Below are 23,038 nucleotides of genomic sequence, written 5' to 3' on the forward strand. Positions count from 1 at the left end.
TAGGTGAAGAATGGAGATACGATCATGAAAATATATGAAACAGAACGGTTACAATTAAGAGAACTTGATGAGTCGTATGCAGAGCACGTTCTTCAATATTACGATAAAAATCGTGAGTTTTTAAAGGCGTGGGAAGAGTATCGACCAGATGATTTTTTCACACTAGACTATCAAAAGAAACGATTGCAAAAAGATAGAAAAGAATGTAAAGACGGAAAAATCATTCGATTATGGATTTTTAAGAAAGGAGACCATACGAATATTATTGGATGTATTTCTTTTAATTTAATTGTGAGAGGGATTTATCAATCGTGTGTTCTCGGTTATAAATTAGATAAAGACGAATTGAATAAAGGATATACGACAGAAGCGCTTAGAAAAGCAATTGATGTCGCTTTTCAAGAATTTCATTTACACCGAATAGAAGCCCCAATTATGCCTCGCAATTTAGCTTCTATCCAAGTTGTAACGAAGCTTGGTTTTCAATATGAGGGAGTGTCTCGGAAAATGTTAATGGTTAATGAGATTTGGGAAGATCATATGCGCTGGGTACTTTTAAACGAGTAGAAGAGAACAGATGGTGATCTAGATGTGTGAACCATCGTTTTTTTCGTGTCTTTCGAAACTTTTTCGAAATTCTGTTATAATTAATACTGTTACATAGAAACGTAAGTGCAGGAGGCGCATTCTCATGATTAATCAAGAACGTTTAGTAAATGAATTTATGGAACTTGTTCAAGTAGATTCTGAAACAAAATATGAAGCAGAAATTTGCAAAGTGTTAACTGAGAAATTTACTGATTTAGGTGTTGAAGTATTCGAAGATGACACAATGAGTGTAACTGGACATGGCGCGGGTAACTTAATTTGTACTTTACCAGCAACAAAAGAAGGAGTAGATACAATCTACTTCACTTCTCATATGGATACAGTAGTTCCTGGTAACGGAATTAAGCCTTCTATTAAAGACGGTTATATCGTATCAGATGGTACTACTATTTTAGGATCAGATGATAAAGCTGGATTAGCTTCTATGTTTGAAGCAATTCGTGTTTTAAAGGAAAAAAATATTCCTCATGGGAAAATTGAATTCATTATTACAGTTGGTGAAGAATCTGGTCTTGTTGGTGCGAAAGCATTAGACCGTGATCGTATTACAGCGAAATATGGTTATGCATTAGATAGCGATGGGAAAGTTGGAGAAATCGTAGTTGCAGCACCAACGCAAGCAAAAGTAAATGCAATTATTCGCGGAAAAACAGCTCATGCTGGTGTAGCTCCTGAAAAGGGTGTCTCTGCTATTACTATTGCAGCAAAAGCAATTTCAAAAATGCCGCTTGGCCGTATTGATTCTGAAACAACGGCAAACATTGGTCGTTTTGAAGGCGGCACACAAACAAATATCGTTTGTGATCATGTGCAAATCTTTGCAGAAGCTCGCTCTTTAGTAGATGAAAAAATGCAAGAACAAGTTGCAAAAATGAAAGAAGCGTTTGAAACAACTGCAAAAGAAATGGGCGGTCAAGCAGATGTTGAAGTGAAAGTTATGTACCCAGGATTTAAATTCGCTGATGGTGATCATGTTGTAGAAGTTGCAAAACGTGCTGCTGAAAAAATTGGTCGTACACCTTCTCTTCACCAAAGTGGTGGCGGAAGTGATGCAAACGTGATTGCTGGACACGGTATTCCAACAGTAAACTTAGCAGTTGGTTATGAAGAGATTCATACAACAAATGAAAAGATTCCTGTAGAAGAATTAGCAAAAACAGCAGAATTGGTTGTTGCGATTATTGAGGAAGTTGCGAAGTAATTGTAATATAGGAGAAAGAGCGTGTAGACCTTATTTGGTTTACACGTTCTTTTTTTATCCTGCTATTTGCGGGCAGTAAAACCTCATTGATTAAAGTTTCACTTTATCTCGCCTTACCGGGCGAGTAAGCCCGCTACCTCAAGATTCAGAGAGAAATAAGGAAGATAGATGGGGAATCAACTGTCCATAAAGGTCCGATTAGTTGAACTCTATTTGGATTCAATTGCTTTTACAAGGCGAATCAGCCAATATAAAAACATCCATGGGAGTATATATGTTGTTGCGACACGCACTACGTGAGGGAGAAGTGTGAAGGTATTAACGTTAATATTGAAAATAGGTAGTAGTAAATAGTTAATAGCAATAATGAATATAATAACGAGAAACGTGTAATTGAGTTTACTATTGTTGTTCATAATTATCACTCCTTTTACAGAATTATCCATTAATAATGTAAGTATATCAAAAATATAATAGAAAAGACCGTGATTTTTGTCAGTGAAAGGATCCACAGTTTTCGTTGAATTTGATATAATGAAAATAAGGAACGAACGTTCTGTTTGGAGGGGGAAATATGAGAGAAATGTACCCGAAAAATGGCCGTGTCATTCTCCACGTTGATATGAATTGTTTTTTTGCATCAGTTGAAATTGCGCATGATCCGTCGTTACAAGGAAAACCATTAGCAATTGCAGGCAATGAAAAAGAGAGAAAAGGAATTATTGTCACATGTAGTTATGAAGCAAGGAAATATGGAGTGCGGACAACTATGCCGCTTTGGGAAGCGAAGCGGCTATGTCCGGAATTAGTTGTAAAGCCACCGAATTTTACGTTATATCGTGAGGCATCGTTTCAGATGTTTCGAATTCTTTCGCGGTTTACGGAAAAGATACAGCCAGTTTCTATAGATGAAGGGTATTTAGATATAACAGATTGTTATGGGTTAGGTTCACCACTTGAGATTGCAAAGATGATCCAGCAAGCATTATTAACAGAACTGCAACTCCCATGCAGCATTGGGATAGCTCCCAATCTTTTTCTTGCGAAGACTGCGTCCGATATGAAAAAACCGCTTGGGATTACTGTGTTTCGGAAACGAGATATCGGGAAGTTACTTTGGCCATGTCCGGTTGAATCGATGCACGGAATTGGTGAGAAAACGGCTGAAAAGCTAAAAGACATTCATATACATACAATTGGAGATTTAGCAAAGGGTGAAGAGCATGTCATTCGCACCAAAATAGGCAATCATGGTGCCGAGTTACAAAAACGTGCAAAAGGTATGGATGACAGGGAAGTCGATCCAAATCAAATGGGGCAACATAAGAGCATTGGAAATTCGAAAACATTTTCTCGAGATATAGACGAAGAGAAAGAATTGCTTGCTATGTTAGAGGAGTTATCGAAATCGGTTAGCAAAAGGTTACAAAAACGGACTCTTGTCAGCTATAACATTCAAGTTATGATTAAATATTATGATCGGCGTACGGTAACAAGGAGCAAACAATTAAAGAATGCGATTTGGCAAGAACGTGATATTTTCCAAGCTTCTTCACGTTTATGGAAAGAGCATTGGGATGGTGATCCCATCAGGTTGCTTGGCGTTACGGCTACGGAGCTAGAGTGGAAAACAGAATCAATGAAGCAGCTAGACTTATTTTCATTTGAAGAAGATGCGAAAGAAGAACCGCTACTAGCTGTCATTGATCAGATTAATGAGAAGTATGGAACTCCTATTTTACAAAGAGGGAGTCAGTTGTTTCGAAACCAGGAGAAATCTTTTCAGCAAAAATTAGAAAATAAATTTATGTAAAAGGTGTCATGACAGTTTTAGATCATGACACCTTTTATGTTTAGCTAGCCTAAAGCTATAAAGTCCGTAGTTACTCATTTTTTATTGAAAGGAACTGTTGTTGTGTCCCACACGTTTAAGTTCTTGTAGAGGAGGGGAGTTCAATCAGGCTGTTTGATTAACGAGCGTTAGGAAATACTCTTCGAACGGTTTCGGTAAATTCTTCAAATAACCCCGTTACTGGTTTACCTTGATTAATTTTGTCTACATAGTTTCTCATTCGATCTACAAAATCAGGGTTTGATGATACAAATACATTGCGGATATCAGAATCTGTAGCTCTTACTCGATCAGCAATTTTGTTTTCTAATTGCTTTGTGATGACATTTACGTTTTCATGTAAAACAACTGCAACATAGGCGTTTCTGTTTGTGACGACTACATTTGCTTTGTCGACTTCCTTTAATGCAACAATTCGGTCAGCTGCTTTATTTGCTACGTGTAGTCGTGTTTCGTTATTGGTGAAGTCATTCGTATTATTTCTAACCCTTTGAAAATCAGTATTGTTACCTTCATATCTAACATTTCGAATGCCGTTGTTTTCACGATTATCCAGCGCCTTATCCTTTTGAGCTCCTGCACACCCAAATAGCGAAATAGCTGTTAAGCAAAAGATTGTAAGCATTTTTACATTTTTCAATGGTAACCCTCCTTCATCATACTATGTTCTTAAAATGACCAGTTGTCTGTTTGTTATGCATAAGAATGATTAAAAGAAGGGCTAGCGGATTGATGTATGTATGAGAATGTAAAAAGGTATCGAAAATCGATACCTTTTATGTTTAGTACCTCAATTTAATATGAGATAGAAGGATTTTCATAAATCACAATCTCTGAATTGCTTGATGTTGAAATGCGTTGTGCATAATATGTAGTGGAAGAAGAAATGTATTCTGGCAATGTTTGAGTTGTATGCAAAGTTGTGTATTCATGGATTAATTCTTTTAAAGTTGTCCATTGTAATTGTGCGGGATTATCAGAAACGAAAGAACTTACCCAGCGATCAAATGAAGAAGACAAATCAGTTTGTAAACGAAATACTTCTTTCATAGTTAACGGCTCCTTTTCTATATGATATGATCATTTTACTACAAAACACGAACGAATGTTAAGTTTTTTGTCTTTAATGTTCGTGTTATATAGTCGTCTAGATGAGTGGTACAGGAAGTTTGATTTGCCATTTGAAATAACATTCCGTAAGATGGAAGATAGAGTATATAAAGAGCTGGAGGAAAAAGATGGATTTTGTATTTTTAGGAACGGGTGCAGGAGTTCCTTCAAAAGGAAGAAATGTTTCATCAATTGCTTTGCAATTGTTAGAGGAAAGAGGAGAAACATGGCTATTTGACTGTGGTGAAGCGACGCAGCATCAGATTTTACATACATCTGTGCGACCACGTCGCATTGAAAAAATATTTATTACACATTTACATGGTGACCATATTTTTGGTTTACCTGGTTTATTAGGGAGTCGCTCTTTTCAAGGAGGGACAACGCCATTAACAGTTTATGGTCCAAAAGGAATTAAGCAATTTGTTGAAGTGGCCTTATCAGTGAGTAAAACACATGTTAAATACCCACTTGAAATTGTTGAAATTACAGAGGAAGGTATTGTTTTTGAAGACCCTCAAATTTCTGTAGAAACGAAGAGGTTATCGCATGGAATTGAATGCTTTGGATATCGCATTGTAGAGAAAGATATAAAGGGGCATCTTCTTGTTGAGAAATTATTAGGAGCAGGAGTGAAACCAGGACCAATCTTTAAGCGGTTAAAAGATGGTGAAACAGTAGAGTTAGATGATGGAAGAGTTTTACATGGGGAAGATTTTATTGGTCCACCGCAAAAAGGGAGAATTATTACGATATTAGGAGATACGCGTTATTGTGAAGCGAGTAGAGAGCTTGCGCAAGATGCGGATGTACTTGTTCATGAAGCGACGTTTGCAGCAGTTGATGAAATGCAGGCACATGATTATTTTCATTCAACGACAAGACAGGCAGCAAGTATTGCATTGCAAGCGAATGTGAAACGATTAATATTGACTCACATTAGTTCGCGGTATCAAGGAGATACATACAAGGAATTGTTACAAGAAGCACGGGCGCTGTTTGTAAATACGGAAATGGCGATGGATTTAAAATGTTTTCCAGTAGAAAGGTAACGTTTTACAAACAATGACAACATAAGTTTGTCATTGTTTTATTTTGCGTAAAAAAATGTTCTCTATTGCATAGATAGAACTGTTATCATTTACTATTTATATAAAGTAGTGAAGAGATTTTGATGTTCTTGAAGGAATATGAAAAAATACACAATATCATTTGTTTTGAAAAACGGTTGTATACTTTTTGTCTTTGGATACAAAAGAAGGAAATGAAGTGTGGTTTAGAAGTTTAAAAATTCAAAAAGTAAGCGTTTTACCAAAAACGAGCTATAATGAGGGCACATTACAATTTATCGTGAATTACAGCGTGTATTTTAGCCGTTTTTCGTAATGAATTGAAATTGACTAAAAGGAAGAGGGCATCATGGAAAGTTAATTGGAATCTCGTTTTTGAAAGAAGTTGGAGTATTGCCTGTTTATGCTATGCTTGTAGGCGCTTCTGTGTTAAAATTTTGGTTGCTCCCAGGGTTTATAGCTGGGTTATCTCATCTCATTTTTAGTAAAGCAAATTGAAAAAACGTGTACCAGAAGGATTCGTTTTAATTGCATGTATTATTATTGTAGGACTTATGGTGATGTATGGCCTTAATGATCCGATGAAAATAACAGTATGTTTCTTATATATAATTCAATGTGATTTTCTAACAGATACATTATGGTTATGAAGAACAGACAGAGACCTTCACTCATTTTCTCCTTTTGTTTTCACATGGAATGGGGCTAAAAAAGGCACTGACGGCTTCTATCCATAGCCGGATGCTCTCATCCATCTGAAAAGAATGGTTTGATGTTAGTTTTTTAATTTGGATTTATATACTATGGTATCTGGTCTCGTTTCAGGATATATTGGCTCACTTCTATTCGAGAATTATCCAATTCGTACAGCATAGCAAATTCGTGGTGCAGGTGGGAAAGCGACGGATGTGGCAGTTTAATAGAATAGTAGTAAGGCATTTTTCATAGAAGATTTAGGGGGAATTACGATGAAATATCGATCAGTATTTGATATTATCGGTCCAGTTATGATTGGACCATCTAGCTCACATACAGCAGGTGCAGCAAGAATGGGGCAAGTTGCGCGACAACTTTTTCGTCATGAACCGGAAAAGATTGTCATTTCACTATATGGTTCATTTGCAAAAACATATCGTGGCCATGGTACGGATGTAGCGTTGGTTGGGGGCATACTAGGATTTGAAACAGATGATACGCGTATCCCAAGCGCGCTAGAAATTGCAAAAGAGCATGGAATTGAAGTGAATTTCATTGAAGAAGAAGCGAATGCACCACACCCGAATACAGCGAGAATTCGTTTGTATAAAGGAGAAGAGGAAATTGAAGTGGTTGCTTGTTCAATCGGTGGCGGAAAGATTGAAGTGGTAGAATTAAATGGATTTGATTTACAACTATCAGGAACAAGTCCGGCACTTCTGATTGTGAATAATGACCGCTTTGGAGCAATTGCATCTGTAGCTTCTATACTTGCTAAACACGAAATTAACATTAGTACAATGAGTGTTTCTCGCAAGGAAAAAGGGAGAAGAGCATTAATGGTTATTGAAACGGATGAATTATTAGCAGATGAAGTAATTCAGGAAATCAAAGGACAATCAAATATTTGTCAAGTAACAATTATGGACTAATTGCAGGGGGGATACACCATGTTTCGGAACGCAGCGGAACTAGTGGCACAAGCTAAAGAACAAAAGGTAAAAATTGCAGAAATTATGATTCAATGTGAGATGGAGACAAGAAGTATCTCTCGTGAAGAAGTACTTGCCGGAATGGAAAAGAACTTAGTTGTAATGGAACAAGCAGTAGAACGTGGAATTCGTGGTGTAAAATCACCGACTGGTTTAACGGGCGGCGATGCTGTTAAAGTTCAAGAATATATGAAGAGTGGAAAAGGCTTATCTGGCCATACAATTTTGGATGCAGTGAGCAAAGCAGTTGCAACAAATGAAGTGAACGCCGCGATGGGAATCATTTGTGCAACGCCAACAGCTGGGTCAGCTGGAACAGTACCAGGTGTTCTATTTGCACTTAAGGAAAAATTACAGCCAACACGTGAAGAAATGATTGAATTTCTATTTACAGCAGGGGCATTTGGGATGGTTGTGGCTAATAATGCTTGTATTTCAGGTGCGGCTGGAGGTTGCCAAGCTGAAGTTGGTTCAGCAAGTGGGATGGCAGCAGCGGCAGCTGTTGAAATGGCTGGGGGAACACCGGAGCAAGCAGCTACAGCGATGGCGATTGCCTTAAAAAATATGCTAGGGTTAGTATGTGATCCGGTTGCTGGACTTGTGGAAGTTCCTTGTGTAAAACGTAATGCAGCGGGTGCTTCAAATGCCATGATTTCAGCGGATTTATCACTAGCTGATGTAACAAGCACAATTCCATGTGATGAAGTGATTGAAGCGATGTTTAGAATTGGTCAAACAATGCCAGTTGCTCTTCGTGAAACGGCTGAAGGTGGGCTAGCAGCAACGCCAACAGGACGTCGTCTCCAAGAAGAGATTTTTGGGAAGAGTAGTAAATAAGAAATGATTATGATAAAACGAAGCACAGAGTTATTTTCTGAGCTTCGTTTTTTTTAATTTTCTTTGGTTAATTGTTCTAATGTTTTTCCGAGTTCACGGGAGCGTTTTGTTGCTTGTGTAATGCAAGCAACGAGTGCTTGCTGAAAATGAAAACTTTGCAATACTTCGATTCCAGCTTCTGTCGTTCCACCAGGAGAGGTAATTTCTTTTCGTAAGATGGAAGGGTGCTTCGTACTTTCCTTCAGCATTTCAGCCGCACCAATCATTGTTTGTAAAATAAGAGATTTAGCCACAGTTTCTTCTAAGCCGATTTGTTTCGCAGCTTCTTCCATTGCTTCAACTACGTAATACACATACGCAGGACCACTTCCAGATAGCGCAGTAACAGCATGCATATGATCTTCTTTTACCACCGAAACGAGTCCGATTGTTTCAAATAAAGATTTCGCGATATGAACATGTTGCTCTGTTGCATGCAAGGAAGGAGAAATAGCTGTAGCTGATTTTAAGATGGCTGCTGAAGTATTTGGCATTGCACGGATAATCGGAACATTTTTTTGAAGCAGGCTTGTAATAGAGCTTGTAGAAACACCTGCTAATAATGAAATGATAAGTTGGTTATTTGTTATATATTCTTTAAGAGGTGTAAGGGCTTCTGCAACATCTTTTGGCTTCATTGCTAGAAAAATGATATTTGCATGAGCCAGTAGTTCTCGTCTGTCGTGGGTTCCGTTTACACCATACTTTGTATGCAATTCTTGTAATCTTGTTTCATTTGAGCGGTTACTTACTGTAATTTGTTCACCCTTTACGACATTCGCATCTAATAAACCAGCAATAATCGCTTCAGCTATTGATCCAGCACCTAAAAAGGAAATATTTTGAATAGACATGATGAAGCCTCCTTCTTTTTTGTAAGAAAAACTTATAAATTTACATATATTCTTTTTGTTATCGAAAACACCTTCTTTTTATCTGAAAATAATGACAAATTTTTATGGAAGTTGTAAACTGAAGAGGGATTCATTTTTGAACCGGAGAGAGACGGGGGGGCATAAATATGGGAGCAATTCATCGAATGGAGATTCCTGTTCCATTTGCAGTTGAGACAGTTAATGTATTTTTAGTAGAAGGAGAATCATTAACATTAATTGATACAGGGACAAATACAAAAGAAGCAAAATGTGCATTAGAAACACAATTAGGAACTTTAGGATACAAAATAGAAGACATTGAAACAGTAGTGATTACACATCATCATGCTGATCATTGTGGGCTTTTAAATACATTTTCTGAGAGGACAAATATTGTTGGCCATCCATGGAATGAACCATGGATCACGCAGAATGCTGAGTTTTTGAGGCGCTATCAGCAATTTTTTAAAGAAGCAGCATTACAATTTGGAGTTCCAGAAGCATTTTTGCAAAATGAAGCATTACTTACAACAAAAACACTTAAATATTCTTGTAACCGATCATTAACACATACTGTACGAGAAGGAGACAGTATTGAATCGTTACCTGAGTTTACAGTGATTGAAACACCTGGGCATGCTTCTACTCATATTTCCTTATATAGGGAACGAGATGGATTGTTAATTGGTGGGGATGCTTTAATTAGTCATATTTCTTCAAATCCAATTTTAGAACCACCATATGAAGGACAGACAGAGAGAGCGCGACCTTTACTACAGTATAATCAAACATTAAAACGTTTAAGTAACATGAATATTTCACGTATTTTGTCAGGTCATGGAGAAGATATTGTGAGTGTGAAAGAGTTGATCGAGGGAAGGTTACAAAAGCAAGGGACACGTGCATTTAAAGTATTAGAATTATTAAAAGAAAAACCGATGACAGCTTTTGAAGTATGTGTGAAATTATTTCCTGTATTATATAAAGAACAATTGCCACTTACGATTTCAGAAACAGTTGGACAATTAGACTTTTTAGCATATAATCAACAAGTGATGATTGATGAATCGTCGCCACAATTGATTTATTATGCAAAGTAGGTGACAGCGATGATGGGACGTTTACAAGAAAAAGTAATCGTCATTACCGGAGCTTCTAGTGGGATCGGAGAACAAATCGCGATGCAAGTTGCATCACAAGGAGCGGTCCCTGTATTAATAGCACGGACAGAAGCGAAGTTACAGAAGTTAGCCGAAAAAATTCAAACGACTTACAATACACCTTGCTATTATTATGTATTAGATGTAAGCAAAGAAGAAGCGGTTCATATTGCCTTTGCAAAAATACTAACAGATGTAGGACAAATCGATATATTAGTAAATAATGCGGGATTTGGTATTTTTAAAACATTTGAAGAAGCATCTATGGGCGAAGTGAAAGATATGTTCGAGGTCAATGTATTTGGATTAGTAGCTTGTACGAAAGCGGCATTACCTCATATGGTAGCGAGAAATAGTGGACATATCATTAATGTGGCTTCGTTAGCAGGGAAAATTGCTACGCCAAAATCTAGTGCATATGCAGCAAGTAAACATGCGGTATTAGGGTTTACGAATAGCTTACGTATGGAGCTTTCAAATACAAATATTCATGTAACAGCAATTAATCCGGGGCCAATTGATACAAACTTTTTTGAGATCGCCGATCAATCTGGTACATATGTAAAAAATATGGGGCGTTACATGTTAAAGCCGACATATGTAGCAGAACAAATTGTAAAAGCGATGCACACGAAAAAGCGTGAAGTAAATTTGCCAAAATGGATGAGTGTTGGGCCGAAACTTTTTGCACTATTTCCAGGGATTTTTGAACGTGTAGCAGGTAAATCGTTAAGTAAAAAATAGGAGATTTCCATTTGGAAATCTCCTATTTTTTACTTTCCTGTAATGTACTCATAAACAATATCCTCAATAGCTTCATATACATCGATATCAAGTTCAGAACCAATCATTGTTTGGATATTCTGAATTAAACTTTCCTGATCCTCTTTTGAAACAGGCGTACATTGATATTGCCGAAAACTTTTTATTAACATCTTCTCAATTAATTTTTCATTCATATTTTTCTCCGCTCGCATGTATACATGTATTGCTTTTATTGTACTTGAAGTATAAAAAAAATACTAGCATACATTATTTTTGCATAAAAATTCAAGTATGGTTATTGTTTTTCTAGAAAAATTACGATTTAAAAACTTTTACAATAAATAAATATTTAATTGACTCTATAAATATACAATATTATAATCATACTTAATTTAAAGAATCAATATAAGGAGGAACATATGAAAGTCGCAATTATTGGAGCAACAGGATATGGAGGAATTGAGTTAATAAGGTTGTTGCATCACCATCCGTATTTTTCAATTGTATCTTTTCATTCTTTTTCACAAGTAGGAGAACGAATAACAAATGCATATCCACACTTACGAAATTTTGTTGCCCATACGTTACAAGAAATCGACGTGGATGCAATAGCTAAGGAGGCTCGTATTGTATTTTTAGCGACACCGGCAGGGGTTTCGGTGAAGCTTACCCCTCGCTTGCTAGCGGCTGGTTTAAAAGTTATCGATTTATCAGGTGATTTTCGTATGTTAAATCCGCACCTATATGAAATATGGTATAAAAAGCCTCCTGCAAAGGAAGAAATTCTTCAAAAGGCAGTGTATGGATTGAGTGAATGGAAAAAGTCAGCTATTGAAGAAGCAGAATTAGTTGCGAATCCAGGATGTTTTGCAACAGCAGCACTATTAGCAGCAGCACCTTTAATGCAGGATGGGCTGATAGAGGAAGACTCACTTATTATTGATGCGAAATCAGGAGTATCAGGAGCAGGAAAGACACCGACAACAACGACTCATTTTCCTGAACTATATGATAATTTTCACATTTACAAGGTGAATGAGCACCAACATGTTCCAGAGATTGAACAAATGCTTATAGAGTGGAATGACAAGGCAAAACCAATTACATTCAGTACACATTTAATACCGGTGTCAAGAGGGATTATGGTTACTCTCTATGCAAAAACCAAACGAGATGTTGATGTACATATATTACAAGGATTATATGAAGAAACGTATTGCCATGCTTCTTTTGTTCGTATCAGTCCTAAAGGGAACTTTCCGAGTCCAAAAGAAGTGAGAGGTTCAAATTATTGTGATATTGGAATGGCTTATGATGAACGAACAGGACGTATTACAGTTGTTTCTGTCATCGATAATATGATGAAAGGAGCTGCAGGGCAAGCAGTTCAAAATGCAAACTTATTAGCAGGATTAGAGGAAACAGCAGGGTTACAATATATACCGCTTTATCCATAAGGGGGGAAGAATGATGCTTGAGACAGATTCTATTATAAAAGTTGCAAACGGATCAATTGTAACGCCAAAAGGGTTTATGGCGACCGGTATTTCGGTTGGGCTCAAAAAAGAGAAAAAAGATATGGGAGTAATTGTTTGTGATGTTCCTGCTAATTGCGGTGCTGTGTATACAAAAAATCAATTGCAGGCTGCACCGGTGCAAGTAACAAAAGAAAGTATTACGGCAGAGGGGAAATTACAAGCGATTGTTGTAAACAGCGGAAATGCAAATGCTTGTACAGGAATACAAGGAGTACAAGATGCTTATGAAATGCGAGCGTTAGCAGCGAAGCAGTTTCATATAAAAGAGCAGCACATAGCGGTTGCATCAACAGGTGTCATCGGAGTACCGTTGCCGATGGGGGTCATTCGTGATGGAATTTCATCGTTTGTACCAACAAAAGATAAGGAGAAAGCAAACTCTTTTTATGAAGCGATTTTAACGACCGATCTTGTGACGAAACAGTCGTGTTATCAGTTTACGATTGAAGGAAAAGAAGTGACGATTGCTGGTGCTGCTAAAGGTTCTGGAATGATTCATCCAAATATGGCAACGATGCTTAGTTTCATTACAACTGATGTCAATATAAAACAAGATGCACTTCAACTAGCTTTATCTCAAATTACAAATCACACATTCAACCAAATTACAGTGGACGGAGATACGTCTACAAATGATATGGTCATTGCGATGGCAAGTGGGTTATCAGGCACGACTATCATTGATGTAAATCATGCAGAGTGGGAAAAGTTCATGTGTGCTCTGCAAAAAGTATGTGAGGAATTAGCAAAGCAAATCGCAAAAGATGGTGAGGGCGCTACAAAGTTAGTTGAAGTAAATGTATATGGTGCACGAACAGTAGAAGAAGGGAATAAGGTTGCGAAACAAATTGTTGGTTCTAGTCTTGTGAAAACAGCAATGTATGGTGAAGATGCAAATTGGGGTCGTATTATTAGTGCGATTGGTCAAAGTGGAGTTGTTATTGAGCCTACCGCTGTTGATATTGCTGTGCAGTCTATTTCCGTTTTGCAAAATAGTGAACCACAAGCATTTTCTCAAAAGGAAATGAATAAGCAATTAAAGCAGTCTGAAATTGTTATTGCTGTTCATTTGCATCTTGGAGAGGAAAAGGGAAGAGCTTGGGGCTGCGACTTAAGTTATGAATATGTGAAAATAAATGCTTGTTATCGTACGTAAGGAGAGACAAAAATGAGCGAGTATATCGTAGTAAAGTGCGGGGGGAGTATGTTAGATCGTTTAGACAATGTGTTTTTTGAATGTATAGAACAGTTAAAGAGGAAATATCAGGTTATTGTTGTCCATGGAGGCGGACCAGAAATTGATGCTACGTTAAAGCAATTGAATATCTCAAGTGAAAAGAAAAATGGATTACGTGTGACAACAAAAGAGGTGCTACATGTTGTTCAAATGGTTTTATGCGGGAGTACGAATAAAAAAATGGTAATGCAGTTTCAAAAGCAGGGCTTACGTACAATTGGAATTTCTGGTTGTGACGGAGGGATACTGCAAGTTCAGCCACTGGATGAAGAATTAGGATATGTCGGTGAAGTGAGCCGTGTAGAGACTTCACTACTAAAAGAGTTACTAGATTTGAACTATATTCCGGTTATTGCACCGATTGGAGTAAGAGGCGACGAAGTTTATAACATAAATGCAGATATTGCTGCAGCGGGAATTGCATATACGTTAGGAGCAAAAGAACTCCTCTTTATTACGGATGTAGATGGTGTATTGTGCGAAGGGAAATTGTTACAGAAAACAGATGAAATAGAGCTCCTGCAGTTCATAGAAGAAGGAATTATTACAGGGGGAATGATTCCGAAAGTACAGGCAGCTCTTACTTCGATACAGATGGGTGTTCAGCATGTCAGCATTGTAAATGGTACAAAACATTTTATCGGAACATCTGGTGAGTGGATCGGAACGACAGTAACAAAAGGGGGGAATATTGTATGAATGGTCATATATTTCCAACGTACGGAAGACGGAGTATCGAAATTGTCCAAGGAACTGGAGCGAAAGTCATAGATGAGAATGGAAAGGTGTATTTAGATTTCACTTCTGGAATTGCTGTATGTAATTTAGGACATTGTCATCCTGTCCTTGTAGAAGCGGTGACAAATCAATTACAGAAAATTTGGCATATATCAAATCTTTTTCCGCATGAGGTTCAAGAAAAGGTAGCGGCACTATTAACAGAAGGACGCGAGTTAGATTACGTATTCTTTTGTAATAGCGGAGCAGAAGCGAATGAAGCAGCGCTTAAACTAGCGCGTAAGCATACAGGGAAATCTCTTGTTTTAACATTTCAGCAATCTTTTCACGGGAGAACTTTTGGAACAATGAGTGCAACTGGACAAGAGAAGATTAAAACGGGATTCGGACCACTTCTTCCATCTTTCGTACATATTCCTTTTAATGATATAGAAACGCTCAGAGAAACAATGAACGAAGAAGTTGCTGCAGTTATGGTAGAAGTGATTCAAGGAGAAGGTGGCGTCTTATCTGCTGACATCTCTTTTTTACAGGAAATTGAACGGTTATGTAGACAATATGGGGCGCTTTATATGATCGATGAGGTGCAAACAGGGATAGGAAGAACAGGGACGTTGTTTGCTTATGAACAGACAGGAACTTCTCCAGATATTGTGACAGTGGCAAAAGCACTTGGAAATGGGATACCGGTAGGAGCGATGATGGGAAGGAAAGAATTGATGACTGCTTTTACAGCTGGGACGCACGGTTCTACATTTGGCGGGAATTATATTGCTATGACAGCAGCGGAAGCAGTGCTACAAATTATAAAACAACCATCTTTTTTACAAGAAGTGCAAGAAAAAGGAGAATATTTACTACAAAAATTAAAAAAAGAATTACATGATGTGGAATGGGTTACTGATATTCGCGGGAAAGGACTTATGATTGGTGTCGTTTGTAAGTATGATGTCACGCCAGTGATAGGACAGTTAGAAAAAGAAGGACTTCTTGTCTTACAGGCTGGACTGAATATTTTACGGATTTTACCATCACTTATTATAACGAATGAAGAAATAGATGAAGCGGTAAATGTAATGAAAAAAGTAATGAGTAAACAAAAATTACCAATAGTATAAGGGGGAAGTTCTATGTCAACGATACAAGTGCCAAAATTACAAACGAAAGACCTGTTAACATTAGAGGAATTAACGCAGCAAGAAATGATTTCTTTAATTGAATTTGCTATTTATTTAAAAAAGAATAAACATGAACCGTTATTAGAAGGAAAAATATTAGGGCTCATTTTTGATAAACATTCAACTCGTACGCGTGTTTCTTTTGAAGCAGGAATGATGCAACTTGGTGGGCATGGAATGTTTTTAAGTGGAAAAGAAATGCAGCTTGGCAGAGGAGAAAGTATTTCAGACACTGCAAAAGTATTATCTCATTATATTGATGGGATTATGATTCGTACATTTTCACACGTGGATGTAGAAGAGCTTGCGAAAGAGGCAAGTATCCCGGTTATTAATGGATTGACAGATGATCATCACCCGTGTCAAGCGTTAGCGGACTTAATGACGATATATGAAACAGCTCATACATTTAAAGATATGAAACTTGCTTACATAGGAGATGGAAATAATGTCTGCCATTCTTTATTAATAGCAAGTGCAAAAGTCGGTATGAATATGACAGTAGCGACTCCGTTAGGGTATGAACCGAATGAAGAAATTGTAAAGCGTGCGCTAAAAATTGCGATGGAGACGGGCGCGAATATTGAAATATTAAATAGTCCAGAATTGGCAGTTGAAGATGCTGACTTTATCTATACAGATGTTTGGATGAGTATGGGACAAGAGGATACGGAAGAGAAATATAAATTATTTAAACCATTTCAAGTGAATGAACAACTTGTTCAACATGCAAAAAAAACATATCGTTTCTTACATTGTTTACCTGCGCATCGTGAAGAGGAAGTAACGGGAGAAATTATAGATGGACCTGCTTCTGTTGTCTTTGAGCAAGCGGGGAATCGATTACACGCTCAAAAAGCATTATTGGTAAGTCTGTTTCACAACATTAAAAAGCCTTCCTAATTGTGTTGACAAGTTTAGGGGTTGTATTGGGAATCATATCTTATTGTATTGTACATTATTTATATGAAAAAATCGTAAGTTACGTTTGAAAAAAAGAAAAAAACAAGCGAGGAAAACACTTGTACAAATATAGAAAATGTCACATTCATTTTCTACCTTGAATATGTTTAAGAAAAAGGGGGAAAAGCGAATGTATTATTATGTACCGCAAGTATATCCATATGCGAATTATTATACCGGGAATTATGCACGGCAACAGTTTGGACTCTATCAGCCACCGCAGTCTTCTCAGGAACAAAAGCCTTACTTAATGACATGGCCATATTCAAATGTATATTATGGAAATTATTATGAATCGTAAAGCTGCTTCTTTTGGAAGCAGCTTTACACGTTTGTTTTCAAAATTAAATTTTGAATCGTTTGAAGGGAATGAATGAGTTGATCACGATCGCTTTCCGATAATGTTTGAAAGTTTTCTTTTAATTTGTCTAAAATGAATTGTTGATATTGATTTACTAACGATTTCCCTTCTAGTGTTAGGGAAATTAAAATGACCCTTCGATCTTTTTCGCTGTAATGCCGCTCTATAAGTCCGTCCTGAATCAATTTATTTAATAGAGGTGTCATATTTGGTCTTGAAATTGCTAATCGTTTTCCGATTTCTGACACGGCTAATGTGCTGTGTTCATGTAATAGCAGTAACACCTGTGTATGTGACGGTGGCATGTGCCTTTGTGAAGAAAATTCTCCAGGAAGCATGAATTTTCGATAAAAAAGAGGCACTAACGAAAGAAGATGATCAACAATACGTTCCCACTTGCGTGATTCCATATAAAGGCCCCCCTCCCATTATCATTGTAACAAAAAAAGGTGTCGTATAAAAATAGAATTGTTCGTTTTTGCTTTAATCTTTGTAGGATAAGACTTGCTTAGAAAAAGCATTAGCGATAACTTCATAACCTTTATCATTTGGATGCACTTGATCGTACAGTAATTCTTTTTTATCATTTGGTAGTAATTTTCGAACGGGTAATACGATAGATGGAGGGTTAGCTTTGGAAATAGAATAAACAGAATCATTCCAGCCATCTAAAAACATATCGGCGTAAGAAGCGATGGAATCGTCGAGTTGTAAAGGATTATAGAGTTCCGATAAAATGAGTAATACATTTGGATTCATTGTTCGGATCGTACTTACAATATCCTTTATATCTGTTTCAAAGCGATTTTTTTCTTTGTTTAACATTTTAATACCTTCCATAACTCCTACATTACGATTTAAGCGAAATAAATTATTTCCGCCAATACTAATGGTAATAAAATTCGCTTTTTTAATTTTTTGCTTTACTTCTTCTGATTGAATCATTTGGACGAGTCGATCCGTTGTTAAACCATTTACACCGAGATTTTCTACTTGAATTGATTTGTGAATTTGTCCTTCTATTTGGCTGGAAGCTAGCTCCGCATATCCACCTTTTGTAGAACCGTATCCTTTTGCGAGAGAATCCCCTAAAACAAGATGATATAAAGAGTCATTTGTTTGCTTAGTAATCCAATTTGGAGCAGATGTTGCTATTTTTTCTTCTTGTTTTTTTGTCTCGTCGTTCTTTTCAAAATACGAATAAGAAATGAGTAGAAGGAGGAGACAAAGTAGAATTAAAATGACTTTTTTCATAATTTACCCTCCTTGTAGTCTGTAATTGTATCATATTTTTCTTTATAAGCAATCGAAGAGTATAGTATATCTGTATGAGAAATTCACAATAACTTTACAGAAAATTTGTAGAAACGTGTCAAAAAATATTGACGATTTGAAAGTGTGTTCGGTATGATAATGTCAGATAAGCCAGTAAATGCCACTCTAATATGAAGAAAGAAGAGAATAATGATACAAGGAATACTTTATTAGAGGCTAATGTGCTCATTTTTTGTTTTACAGGGACAATTTTGTAAGGGGGATTTTTTGTGAAAAATTCAAAAAAAGTATTAGCGGGAGCGACGCTTGCATTAGGCGTTATGGCACCTCAAGTATCACCAACTATTGCTCATGCAGAGGAGCAAATAGGAGAAAGTACAGTTAATTTACGAATCCTGGAAACTTCCGATATTCATGTTAACTTAATGAACTATGACTATTATCAAACGAAAACAGATAATAAAGTGGGTTTAGTTCAGACGGCAACGCTTGTAAATGAGGAACGTGAAAAAGCGAAAAATTCCGTGCTATTTGATGATGGGGATGCGATACAAGGAACGCCGCTTGGGGATTATGTTGCGCAAAAAGGATTGGATGGAAACTATGTTCACCCGTTATATCGTTTAATGAATTTAATGAAGTATGACGTCATTTCTCTTGGAAACCATGAATTTAACTATGGTTTAGATTACTTAAAGAAGGCGACTAGTAAAACGCAGTTCCCGGTTATTAACTCAAACGTGTATATAGACGATCATGATAATAATGAAGAGAACGATAAAAACGCCTTTACACCGTACCATGTTTTTGAAAAAGAGGTAGAAGATGAATCCGGTCAAAAGCAAAAAGTGAAAATCGGTGTAATGGGCTTTGTACCACCACAAGTAATGGGCTGGGATAAAGCGAATTTAGAAGGGAAAGTAAAAGCGAAAGACATCGTACAAACGGCGAAGAAAATGGTTCCGAAAATGAAAGCTGAAGGTGCGGATATTATTGTTGCTTTGGCGCACTCTGGTGTCGATAAAAGCGGTTACAATGTTGGGATGGAAAATGCATCGTACTATTTAGCGACAGACGTTCCGGGTGTCGATGCAGTGTTAATGGGCCATTCACATACGGTAATAACGGACAAGTTTAATGGTGTTCCAGTTGTAATGCCAGGTGTTTTCGGAAGTAATCTCGGAATCATTGATATGCAGCTGAAAAAGGTAAATGGCAAGTGGCAAGTACAAAAAGACAAATCAGTTCCAAGTGTTCGTCCAATTTCTGATAGTAAAGGAAATGCTGTAGTAGCGTCAGATAAGAGACTAGTTGATGAAATAAAAGACGATCATGAAGCGACAATTAAATATGTAAATACTCCTGTTGGTAAAACGACAGCACCAATTAATAGTTATTTTTCACTTGTGCAAGATGATCCATCTGTACAGCTTGTGACGAATGCGCAAAAATGGTATGTAGAAAAGCTATTTGCAGGTGATGGAAAGTACAGTAAATATAAAGGTATTCCAGTTCTATCAGCAGGTGCACCTTTTAAAGCGGGCGGCCGAAATGGTGCGACTTATTATACTGATATTCCAGCAGGGACGTTAGCAATTAAAAACGTTGCTGATTTATATGTATATCCAAATACATTGTATGCTGTAAAAGTAAACGGTGCTCAAGTAAAAGAATGGCTGGAAATGTCAGCAGGTCAGTTTAATCAAATTGATCCAGCTAAAAAGGAAGAACAATCGTTAGTAAATATAAACTATCCTACATATAACTTTGATATTTTAGATGGTGTAAAATACGAAATTGATGTAACACAACCAGCAAAATACGATAAAGAAGGAAAAGTAGTAAATCCAACTGCGAATCGTATTGTGAATGTATCATATGATGGGAAACCAATAGCTGATAATCAAGAATTTATTGTTGCGACTAATAACTATCGTGGTAGTAGTCAAACATTCCCTGGTGTAAGTAAGGGAGAAGTTGTATATCAGTCTCAAGATGAAACGCGTCAAATCATTGTGAAATATATGAAAGAAACACCGATTATTAACCCGGCAGCGGATCAAAACTGGAAATTCAAGCCGATTGCTGCTGAAAAATTAAATACGACATTTGATTCTTCGCCAAATGCACAAAAGTATATTACAAAAGATGGTGCGATTTCTTATGTTGGTTCATCTGAAAATGAGTTTGCAAAATATGCGATCGACCTAACAAAAAAGAAAGATGAAGAAAACCCATCAACACCAGGCGGAGAGAACACCGGTGGGAACGAAACAAAACCAGGTGAGGAGAACACTGGTGGTAACGAAGCAAAACCAGGTGAGGAGAACACTGGTGGAAATGGTGCAAAACCAGGTGAGGAGAACACCGGTGGAAACCCATCAACACCAGGCGGAGAGAACAACAGCGGTAACGAAGCAAAACCAGGTGAGGGGAACAACGGTGGTAACTCAGTAACACCAAGTGGTGAAAACAATGGAAATAAAGATGCGAAAGAGCCTACAAATGTAAGCGAAGGTAAAGAAACAACCGAAGTAGATCGTGATTTACCAAAAACGGGAGCGAGTGTCTTCTCTACAATTGGAGCAGGACTTGCGTTTGTTGGGGCAGGCGTGTTGCTGTTATTTAGAAGAAAAAAAGCGAATAGATAATATTGTAGATAGACGAAGAAAGAGAAAAGGGATTACCGATAGTGGTAACCCCTTTTTCTTTATCGTTTATTTAAGAAACTGTAACAGGATTTTCTTTTTTCCAAGAAAGTCCAAATCCTGTCAATCCAACGATAATTGTCACAACTGGACAAGCTAGGCAGAAGATTGCGTATGGAACATAATCAATTGTTGGAACACTTAGTACGTTCGTTAAGAAGACACCACTTACACCCCACGGAACAAGTGGGTTAATTACTGTACCAGCATCTTCTAGTACTCGTGATAAATTACGACGTTTTAAACCAACTTCATCGTATTTGTGAGCAAATGCTTGTCCTGTTAAAACGATAGATAAGTATTGTTCACCAAGCAAGAAGTTAACACCAATTGCTGTTGCAGCGGTAGAAACGATTAAACGTGCACTTGTTTTAACGAGGTTAGAAATTATGTTCATAAGCTGTGTAATAATTCCCATTCCCTGTAATAATCCACCCATACAAAGAGCAAGGAAAATAAGTGCAATAGACATCATCATGCTTTGCAACCCGCCGCGTGATAATAAACTATCAATATCTTTTATTCCTGTTTTAGACACATAGCCATCTTGCATAATTTTCATTAAATCAGTAAGTGATGTGCTTGGTTTGAAAATGAAGAGGATGATAATTCCAGCTACAATTCCAGCCAGCAAAGTTGGCACAGCAGGTACCTTTTTAAAAGCAAATAAGAACAGTAATAGAATGGGAATAAGGGTAACAATTGAAATCGTTGCATTTTGTTCTAATGTACGTGTAAAAGTAGTGAAATCCACATCTCCAGAAGAACCATTTCCTAAAATGAAAAAGGCGATACAGGCAATAATGAAAGCCGGAATTGTTGTCCAAAGCATGTTGCGAATATGTTCAAATAAATCTACCCCTGTCACAGCAGGTGCTAAGTTTGTTGTATCAGATAAAGGAGACATTTTATCTCCGAAGAAAGCCCCAGAAATAATGGCCCCAGCAATAAGGGCTGGATCGTAGCCAAGAGCAGTGCCCATTCCCATAAAGGCAAGTCCTACTGTTGCTGCTGTTGTAAAGGCACTACCAATACTTGTTCCAACAATTGCACAAACAACAAAGACTGTCGGAATGAAAATCTTTGGGGAGACAAGCTGAAATCCGTATACCATTAATGTTGGAATTGTCCCAGCAGCAATCCAAACGCTAATTAATACACCAACAAGTAAAAAGATGAAAATGGATGGAATACCAGCTGATATACTGCTAATCATCCCTTTTTCCATATCAGACCAAGAGATTTTTTTTATAAATCCGAATGCTAACAATACAATAATGCCAAATAAAATTGGAATATGTGGTGATGCTCCTACTTGAATAACGCTAAAGCCAATACAGAAAAAAATGAAAATTGTTAAAAGAATGGATTCGATTTTTGAAATCATTGTTTGCTCCTCCTAATAATCTAAAATAGTTCTTTTTTATATAAAATTCGCCAATATTGCATATTTCCTTCTAGAATTTAGAATCTTTCGACAGATTACCGGTAATTGTTTAACATCATAAAAAAAATCCCTGCATATATAATGCAGGGACGAAAAAATCGCGGTACCACCCTAGCTTGTGAAATGGACGTAGCACAAAATAAAGGGTCGTATTATATGCACCAACAGAAAATAAAAACGCCCCTGCAATATATGCAGGGACGAAAAAATCGCGGTACCACCCTAAATTGTGAAACAGTTTCATTTCACCACTCTGTAGAAGTAACGGTCCATAACCGTCTTTCACTACTCCAAACGTTTCGCAAAAGAAGCTCCAGGGGGTAATTCATAAATCGTTCTGTACTGGTTCACACCGACCACCAGCTCTCTGAAATCAGAAAACGAAAT

At 37.2% G+C, this 23,038-nt stretch carries 23 protein-coding genes, 1 pseudogene and 1 other annotated feature (1 of these 25 running past the window's edge); of the genes and pseudogenes, 16 read left to right on the plus strand and 8 right to left on the minus strand.

All coding sequences use genetic code 11. The features are described from left to right. The first annotated feature begins 24 nt into the window (after positions 1-24). Together ACX5JI_RS02720 and ACX5JI_RS02725 are read left to right on the plus strand one after the other, a co-directional pair. Positions 25-567, plus strand: a complete 543-nt coding sequence (locus tag ACX5JI_RS02720; RefSeq protein ID WP_459499554.1) for a GNAT family N-acetyltransferase — start codon at positions 25-27, stop codon at positions 565-567. Between the two features lie 124 nt (positions 568-691). Continuing rightward, positions 692-1,810, plus strand: a complete 1,119-nt coding sequence (locus ACX5JI_RS02725; RefSeq protein ID WP_459499555.1) for a tripeptidase T — start codon at positions 692-694, stop codon at positions 1,808-1,810. A 209-nt stretch (positions 1,811-2,019) separates the two neighbouring features. Here ACX5JI_RS02725 and ACX5JI_RS02730 read toward each other — a convergent pair whose 3' ends face one another. Then, positions 2,020-2,226: a hypothetical protein gene (locus tag ACX5JI_RS02730; RefSeq protein WP_459499556.1), complete on the minus strand. Its 207-nt coding sequence runs from the start codon at positions 2,224-2,226 to the stop codon at positions 2,020-2,022. 158 nt (positions 2,227-2,384) lie between these two features. Between ACX5JI_RS02730 and ACX5JI_RS02735 the strand changes: the two genes are divergently transcribed. After that, positions 2,385-3,623 (plus strand): DNA polymerase IV, encoded by a 1,239-nt coding sequence (locus ACX5JI_RS02735; RefSeq protein WP_459499557.1) that lies wholly within the window; start codon positions 2,385-2,387, stop codon positions 3,621-3,623. Between the two features lie 157 nt (positions 3,624-3,780). Here ACX5JI_RS02735 and ACX5JI_RS02740 read toward each other — a convergent pair whose 3' ends face one another. Next, positions 3,781-4,302, minus strand: coding sequence for a YhcN/YlaJ family sporulation lipoprotein (locus tag ACX5JI_RS02740; protein ID WP_459499558.1), 522 nt, complete (start codon positions 4,300-4,302; stop codon positions 3,781-3,783). 155 nt (positions 4,303-4,457) lie between these two features. After that, positions 4,458-4,712 (minus strand): DUF3932 family protein, encoded by a 255-nt coding sequence (locus ACX5JI_RS02745; protein WP_459499559.1) that lies wholly within the window; start codon positions 4,710-4,712, stop codon positions 4,458-4,460. Between the two features lie 188 nt (positions 4,713-4,900). Between ACX5JI_RS02745 and rnz the strand changes: the two genes are divergently transcribed. The 3 genes from rnz to sdaAA all read left to right on the plus strand — a co-directional run bounded on the left by rnz (position 4,901) and on the right by sdaAA (position 8,367). Beyond that, positions 4,901-5,824, plus strand: coding sequence for a ribonuclease Z (rnz, locus tag ACX5JI_RS02750; protein WP_459499560.1), 924 nt, complete (start codon positions 4,901-4,903; stop codon positions 5,822-5,824). A gap of 986 nt (positions 5,825-6,810) precedes the next feature. Beyond that, positions 6,811-7,470 carry an L-serine ammonia-lyase, iron-sulfur-dependent subunit beta gene (gene sdaAB / locus ACX5JI_RS02755; RefSeq protein ID WP_459499561.1) on the plus strand — a complete coding sequence of 220 codons (660 nt, stop codon included), beginning with the start codon at positions 6,811-6,813 and terminating at the stop codon, positions 7,468-7,470. Positions 7,471-7,488: 18 nt separating this feature from the next. Continuing rightward, on the plus strand, positions 7,489-8,367 hold the full coding sequence (gene sdaAA, locus ACX5JI_RS02760; RefSeq protein WP_459499562.1) for an L-serine ammonia-lyase, iron-sulfur-dependent, subunit alpha: 879 nt from the start codon (positions 7,489-7,491) through the stop codon (positions 8,365-8,367). 53 nt (positions 8,368-8,420) lie between these two features. Here sdaAA and proI read toward each other — a convergent pair whose 3' ends face one another. Next, positions 8,421-9,260: a pyrroline-5-carboxylate reductase ProI gene (gene proI / locus ACX5JI_RS02765; protein ID WP_459499563.1), complete on the minus strand. Its 840-nt coding sequence runs from the start codon at positions 9,258-9,260 to the stop codon at positions 8,421-8,423. 167 nt (positions 9,261-9,427) lie between these two features. Between proI and ACX5JI_RS02770 the strand changes: the two genes are divergently transcribed. Both ACX5JI_RS02770 and ACX5JI_RS02775 read left to right on the plus strand, forming a co-directional pair. Continuing rightward, positions 9,428-10,381 (plus strand): MBL fold metallo-hydrolase, encoded by a 954-nt coding sequence (locus ACX5JI_RS02770; protein ID WP_459499564.1) that lies wholly within the window; start codon positions 9,428-9,430, stop codon positions 10,379-10,381. Between the two features lie 9 nt (positions 10,382-10,390). Beyond that, positions 10,391-11,185 (plus strand): SDR family oxidoreductase, encoded by a 795-nt coding sequence (locus ACX5JI_RS02775; RefSeq protein WP_459499565.1) that lies wholly within the window; start codon positions 10,391-10,393, stop codon positions 11,183-11,185. A gap of 29 nt (positions 11,186-11,214) precedes the next feature. Here ACX5JI_RS02775 and ACX5JI_RS02780 read toward each other — a convergent pair whose 3' ends face one another. After that, positions 11,215-11,400, minus strand: coding sequence for a YqzH family protein (locus ACX5JI_RS02780; protein WP_459499566.1), 186 nt, complete (start codon positions 11,398-11,400; stop codon positions 11,215-11,217). 225 nt (positions 11,401-11,625) lie between these two features. Here ACX5JI_RS02780 and argC point away from each other — a divergent pair, with 225 nt between their 5' ends. The 7 genes and pseudogenes from argC (at position 11,626) to ACX5JI_RS02815 (ending at position 17,161) form a co-directional block, all read left to right on the plus strand. Then, positions 11,626-12,663 (plus strand): N-acetyl-gamma-glutamyl-phosphate reductase, encoded by a 1,038-nt coding sequence (argC, locus tag ACX5JI_RS02785; protein ID WP_459499567.1) that lies wholly within the window; start codon positions 11,626-11,628, stop codon positions 12,661-12,663. Between the two features lie 10 nt (positions 12,664-12,673). Continuing rightward, positions 12,674-13,900: a bifunctional glutamate N-acetyltransferase/amino-acid acetyltransferase ArgJ gene (gene argJ, locus ACX5JI_RS02790; protein WP_459499568.1), complete on the plus strand. Its 1,227-nt coding sequence runs from the start codon at positions 12,674-12,676 to the stop codon at positions 13,898-13,900. A 12-nt stretch (positions 13,901-13,912) separates the two neighbouring features. Next, a complete protein-coding gene (gene argB, locus ACX5JI_RS02795; RefSeq protein WP_459499569.1) occupies positions 13,913-14,680 on the plus strand; it encodes an acetylglutamate kinase in 768 nt (255 codons plus the stop codon). Further along, positions 14,677-15,837 carry an acetylornithine transaminase gene (argD, locus tag ACX5JI_RS02800; protein ID WP_459499570.1) on the plus strand — a complete coding sequence of 387 codons (1,161 nt, stop codon included), beginning with the start codon at positions 14,677-14,679 and terminating at the stop codon, positions 15,835-15,837. The genes argB and argD overlap by 4 nt, the downstream gene beginning before the upstream one ends. Positions 15,838-15,849: 12 nt before the next feature. Further along, positions 15,850-16,800: an ornithine carbamoyltransferase gene (gene argF / locus ACX5JI_RS02805; protein ID WP_459499571.1), complete on the plus strand. Its 951-nt coding sequence runs from the start codon at positions 15,850-15,852 to the stop codon at positions 16,798-16,800. Next, a pseudogene (locus tag ACX5JI_RS02810) lies at positions 16,797-16,933 on the plus strand (DUF2062 domain-containing protein); the annotation flags it as partial. The gene argF and the pseudogene ACX5JI_RS02810, both read left to right, overlap by 4 nt. A gap of 57 nt (positions 16,934-16,990) precedes the next feature. Beyond that, complete coding sequence (locus ACX5JI_RS02815) at positions 16,991-17,161, plus strand: hypothetical protein (RefSeq protein ID WP_459499572.1); 171 nt, start codon at positions 16,991-16,993, stop codon at positions 17,159-17,161. A 23-nt stretch (positions 17,162-17,184) separates the two neighbouring features. Here ACX5JI_RS02815 and ACX5JI_RS02820 read toward each other — a convergent pair whose 3' ends face one another. Next, positions 17,185-17,631, minus strand: coding sequence for a MarR family winged helix-turn-helix transcriptional regulator (locus ACX5JI_RS02820; RefSeq protein WP_459499573.1), 447 nt, complete (start codon positions 17,629-17,631; stop codon positions 17,185-17,187). Positions 17,632-17,704: 73 nt separating this feature from the next. Further along, entirely contained in the window at positions 17,705-18,475 is a 771-nt protein-coding gene (locus tag ACX5JI_RS02825; RefSeq protein ID WP_459499574.1) for a GDSL-type esterase/lipase family protein, read from the minus strand. A gap of 290 nt (positions 18,476-18,765) precedes the next feature. On the opposite strand from ACX5JI_RS02825, the gene cpdB reads away from it, so the two are divergent. Next, positions 18,766-21,147 carry a bifunctional 2',3'-cyclic-nucleotide 2'-phosphodiesterase/3'-nucleotidase gene (gene cpdB / locus ACX5JI_RS02830; protein ID WP_459499575.1) on the plus strand — a complete coding sequence of 794 codons (2,382 nt, stop codon included), beginning with the start codon at positions 18,766-18,768 and terminating at the stop codon, positions 21,145-21,147. Between the two features lie 70 nt (positions 21,148-21,217). Here cpdB and nhaC read toward each other — a convergent pair whose 3' ends face one another. Beyond that, the gene (nhaC, locus tag ACX5JI_RS02835) at positions 21,218-22,591 is read right to left on the minus strand and encodes a Na+/H+ antiporter NhaC (RefSeq protein ID WP_459499576.1); all 1,374 of its coding nucleotides are present in this window, start codon (positions 22,589-22,591) and stop codon (positions 21,218-21,220) included. A gap of 253 nt (positions 22,592-22,844) precedes the next feature. Beyond that, positions 22,845-23,038, minus strand: a binding site (T-box leader); it runs 27 nt beyond the window's last position.

It is taken from the genome of Bacillus sp. C1 (assembly GCF_054570475.1).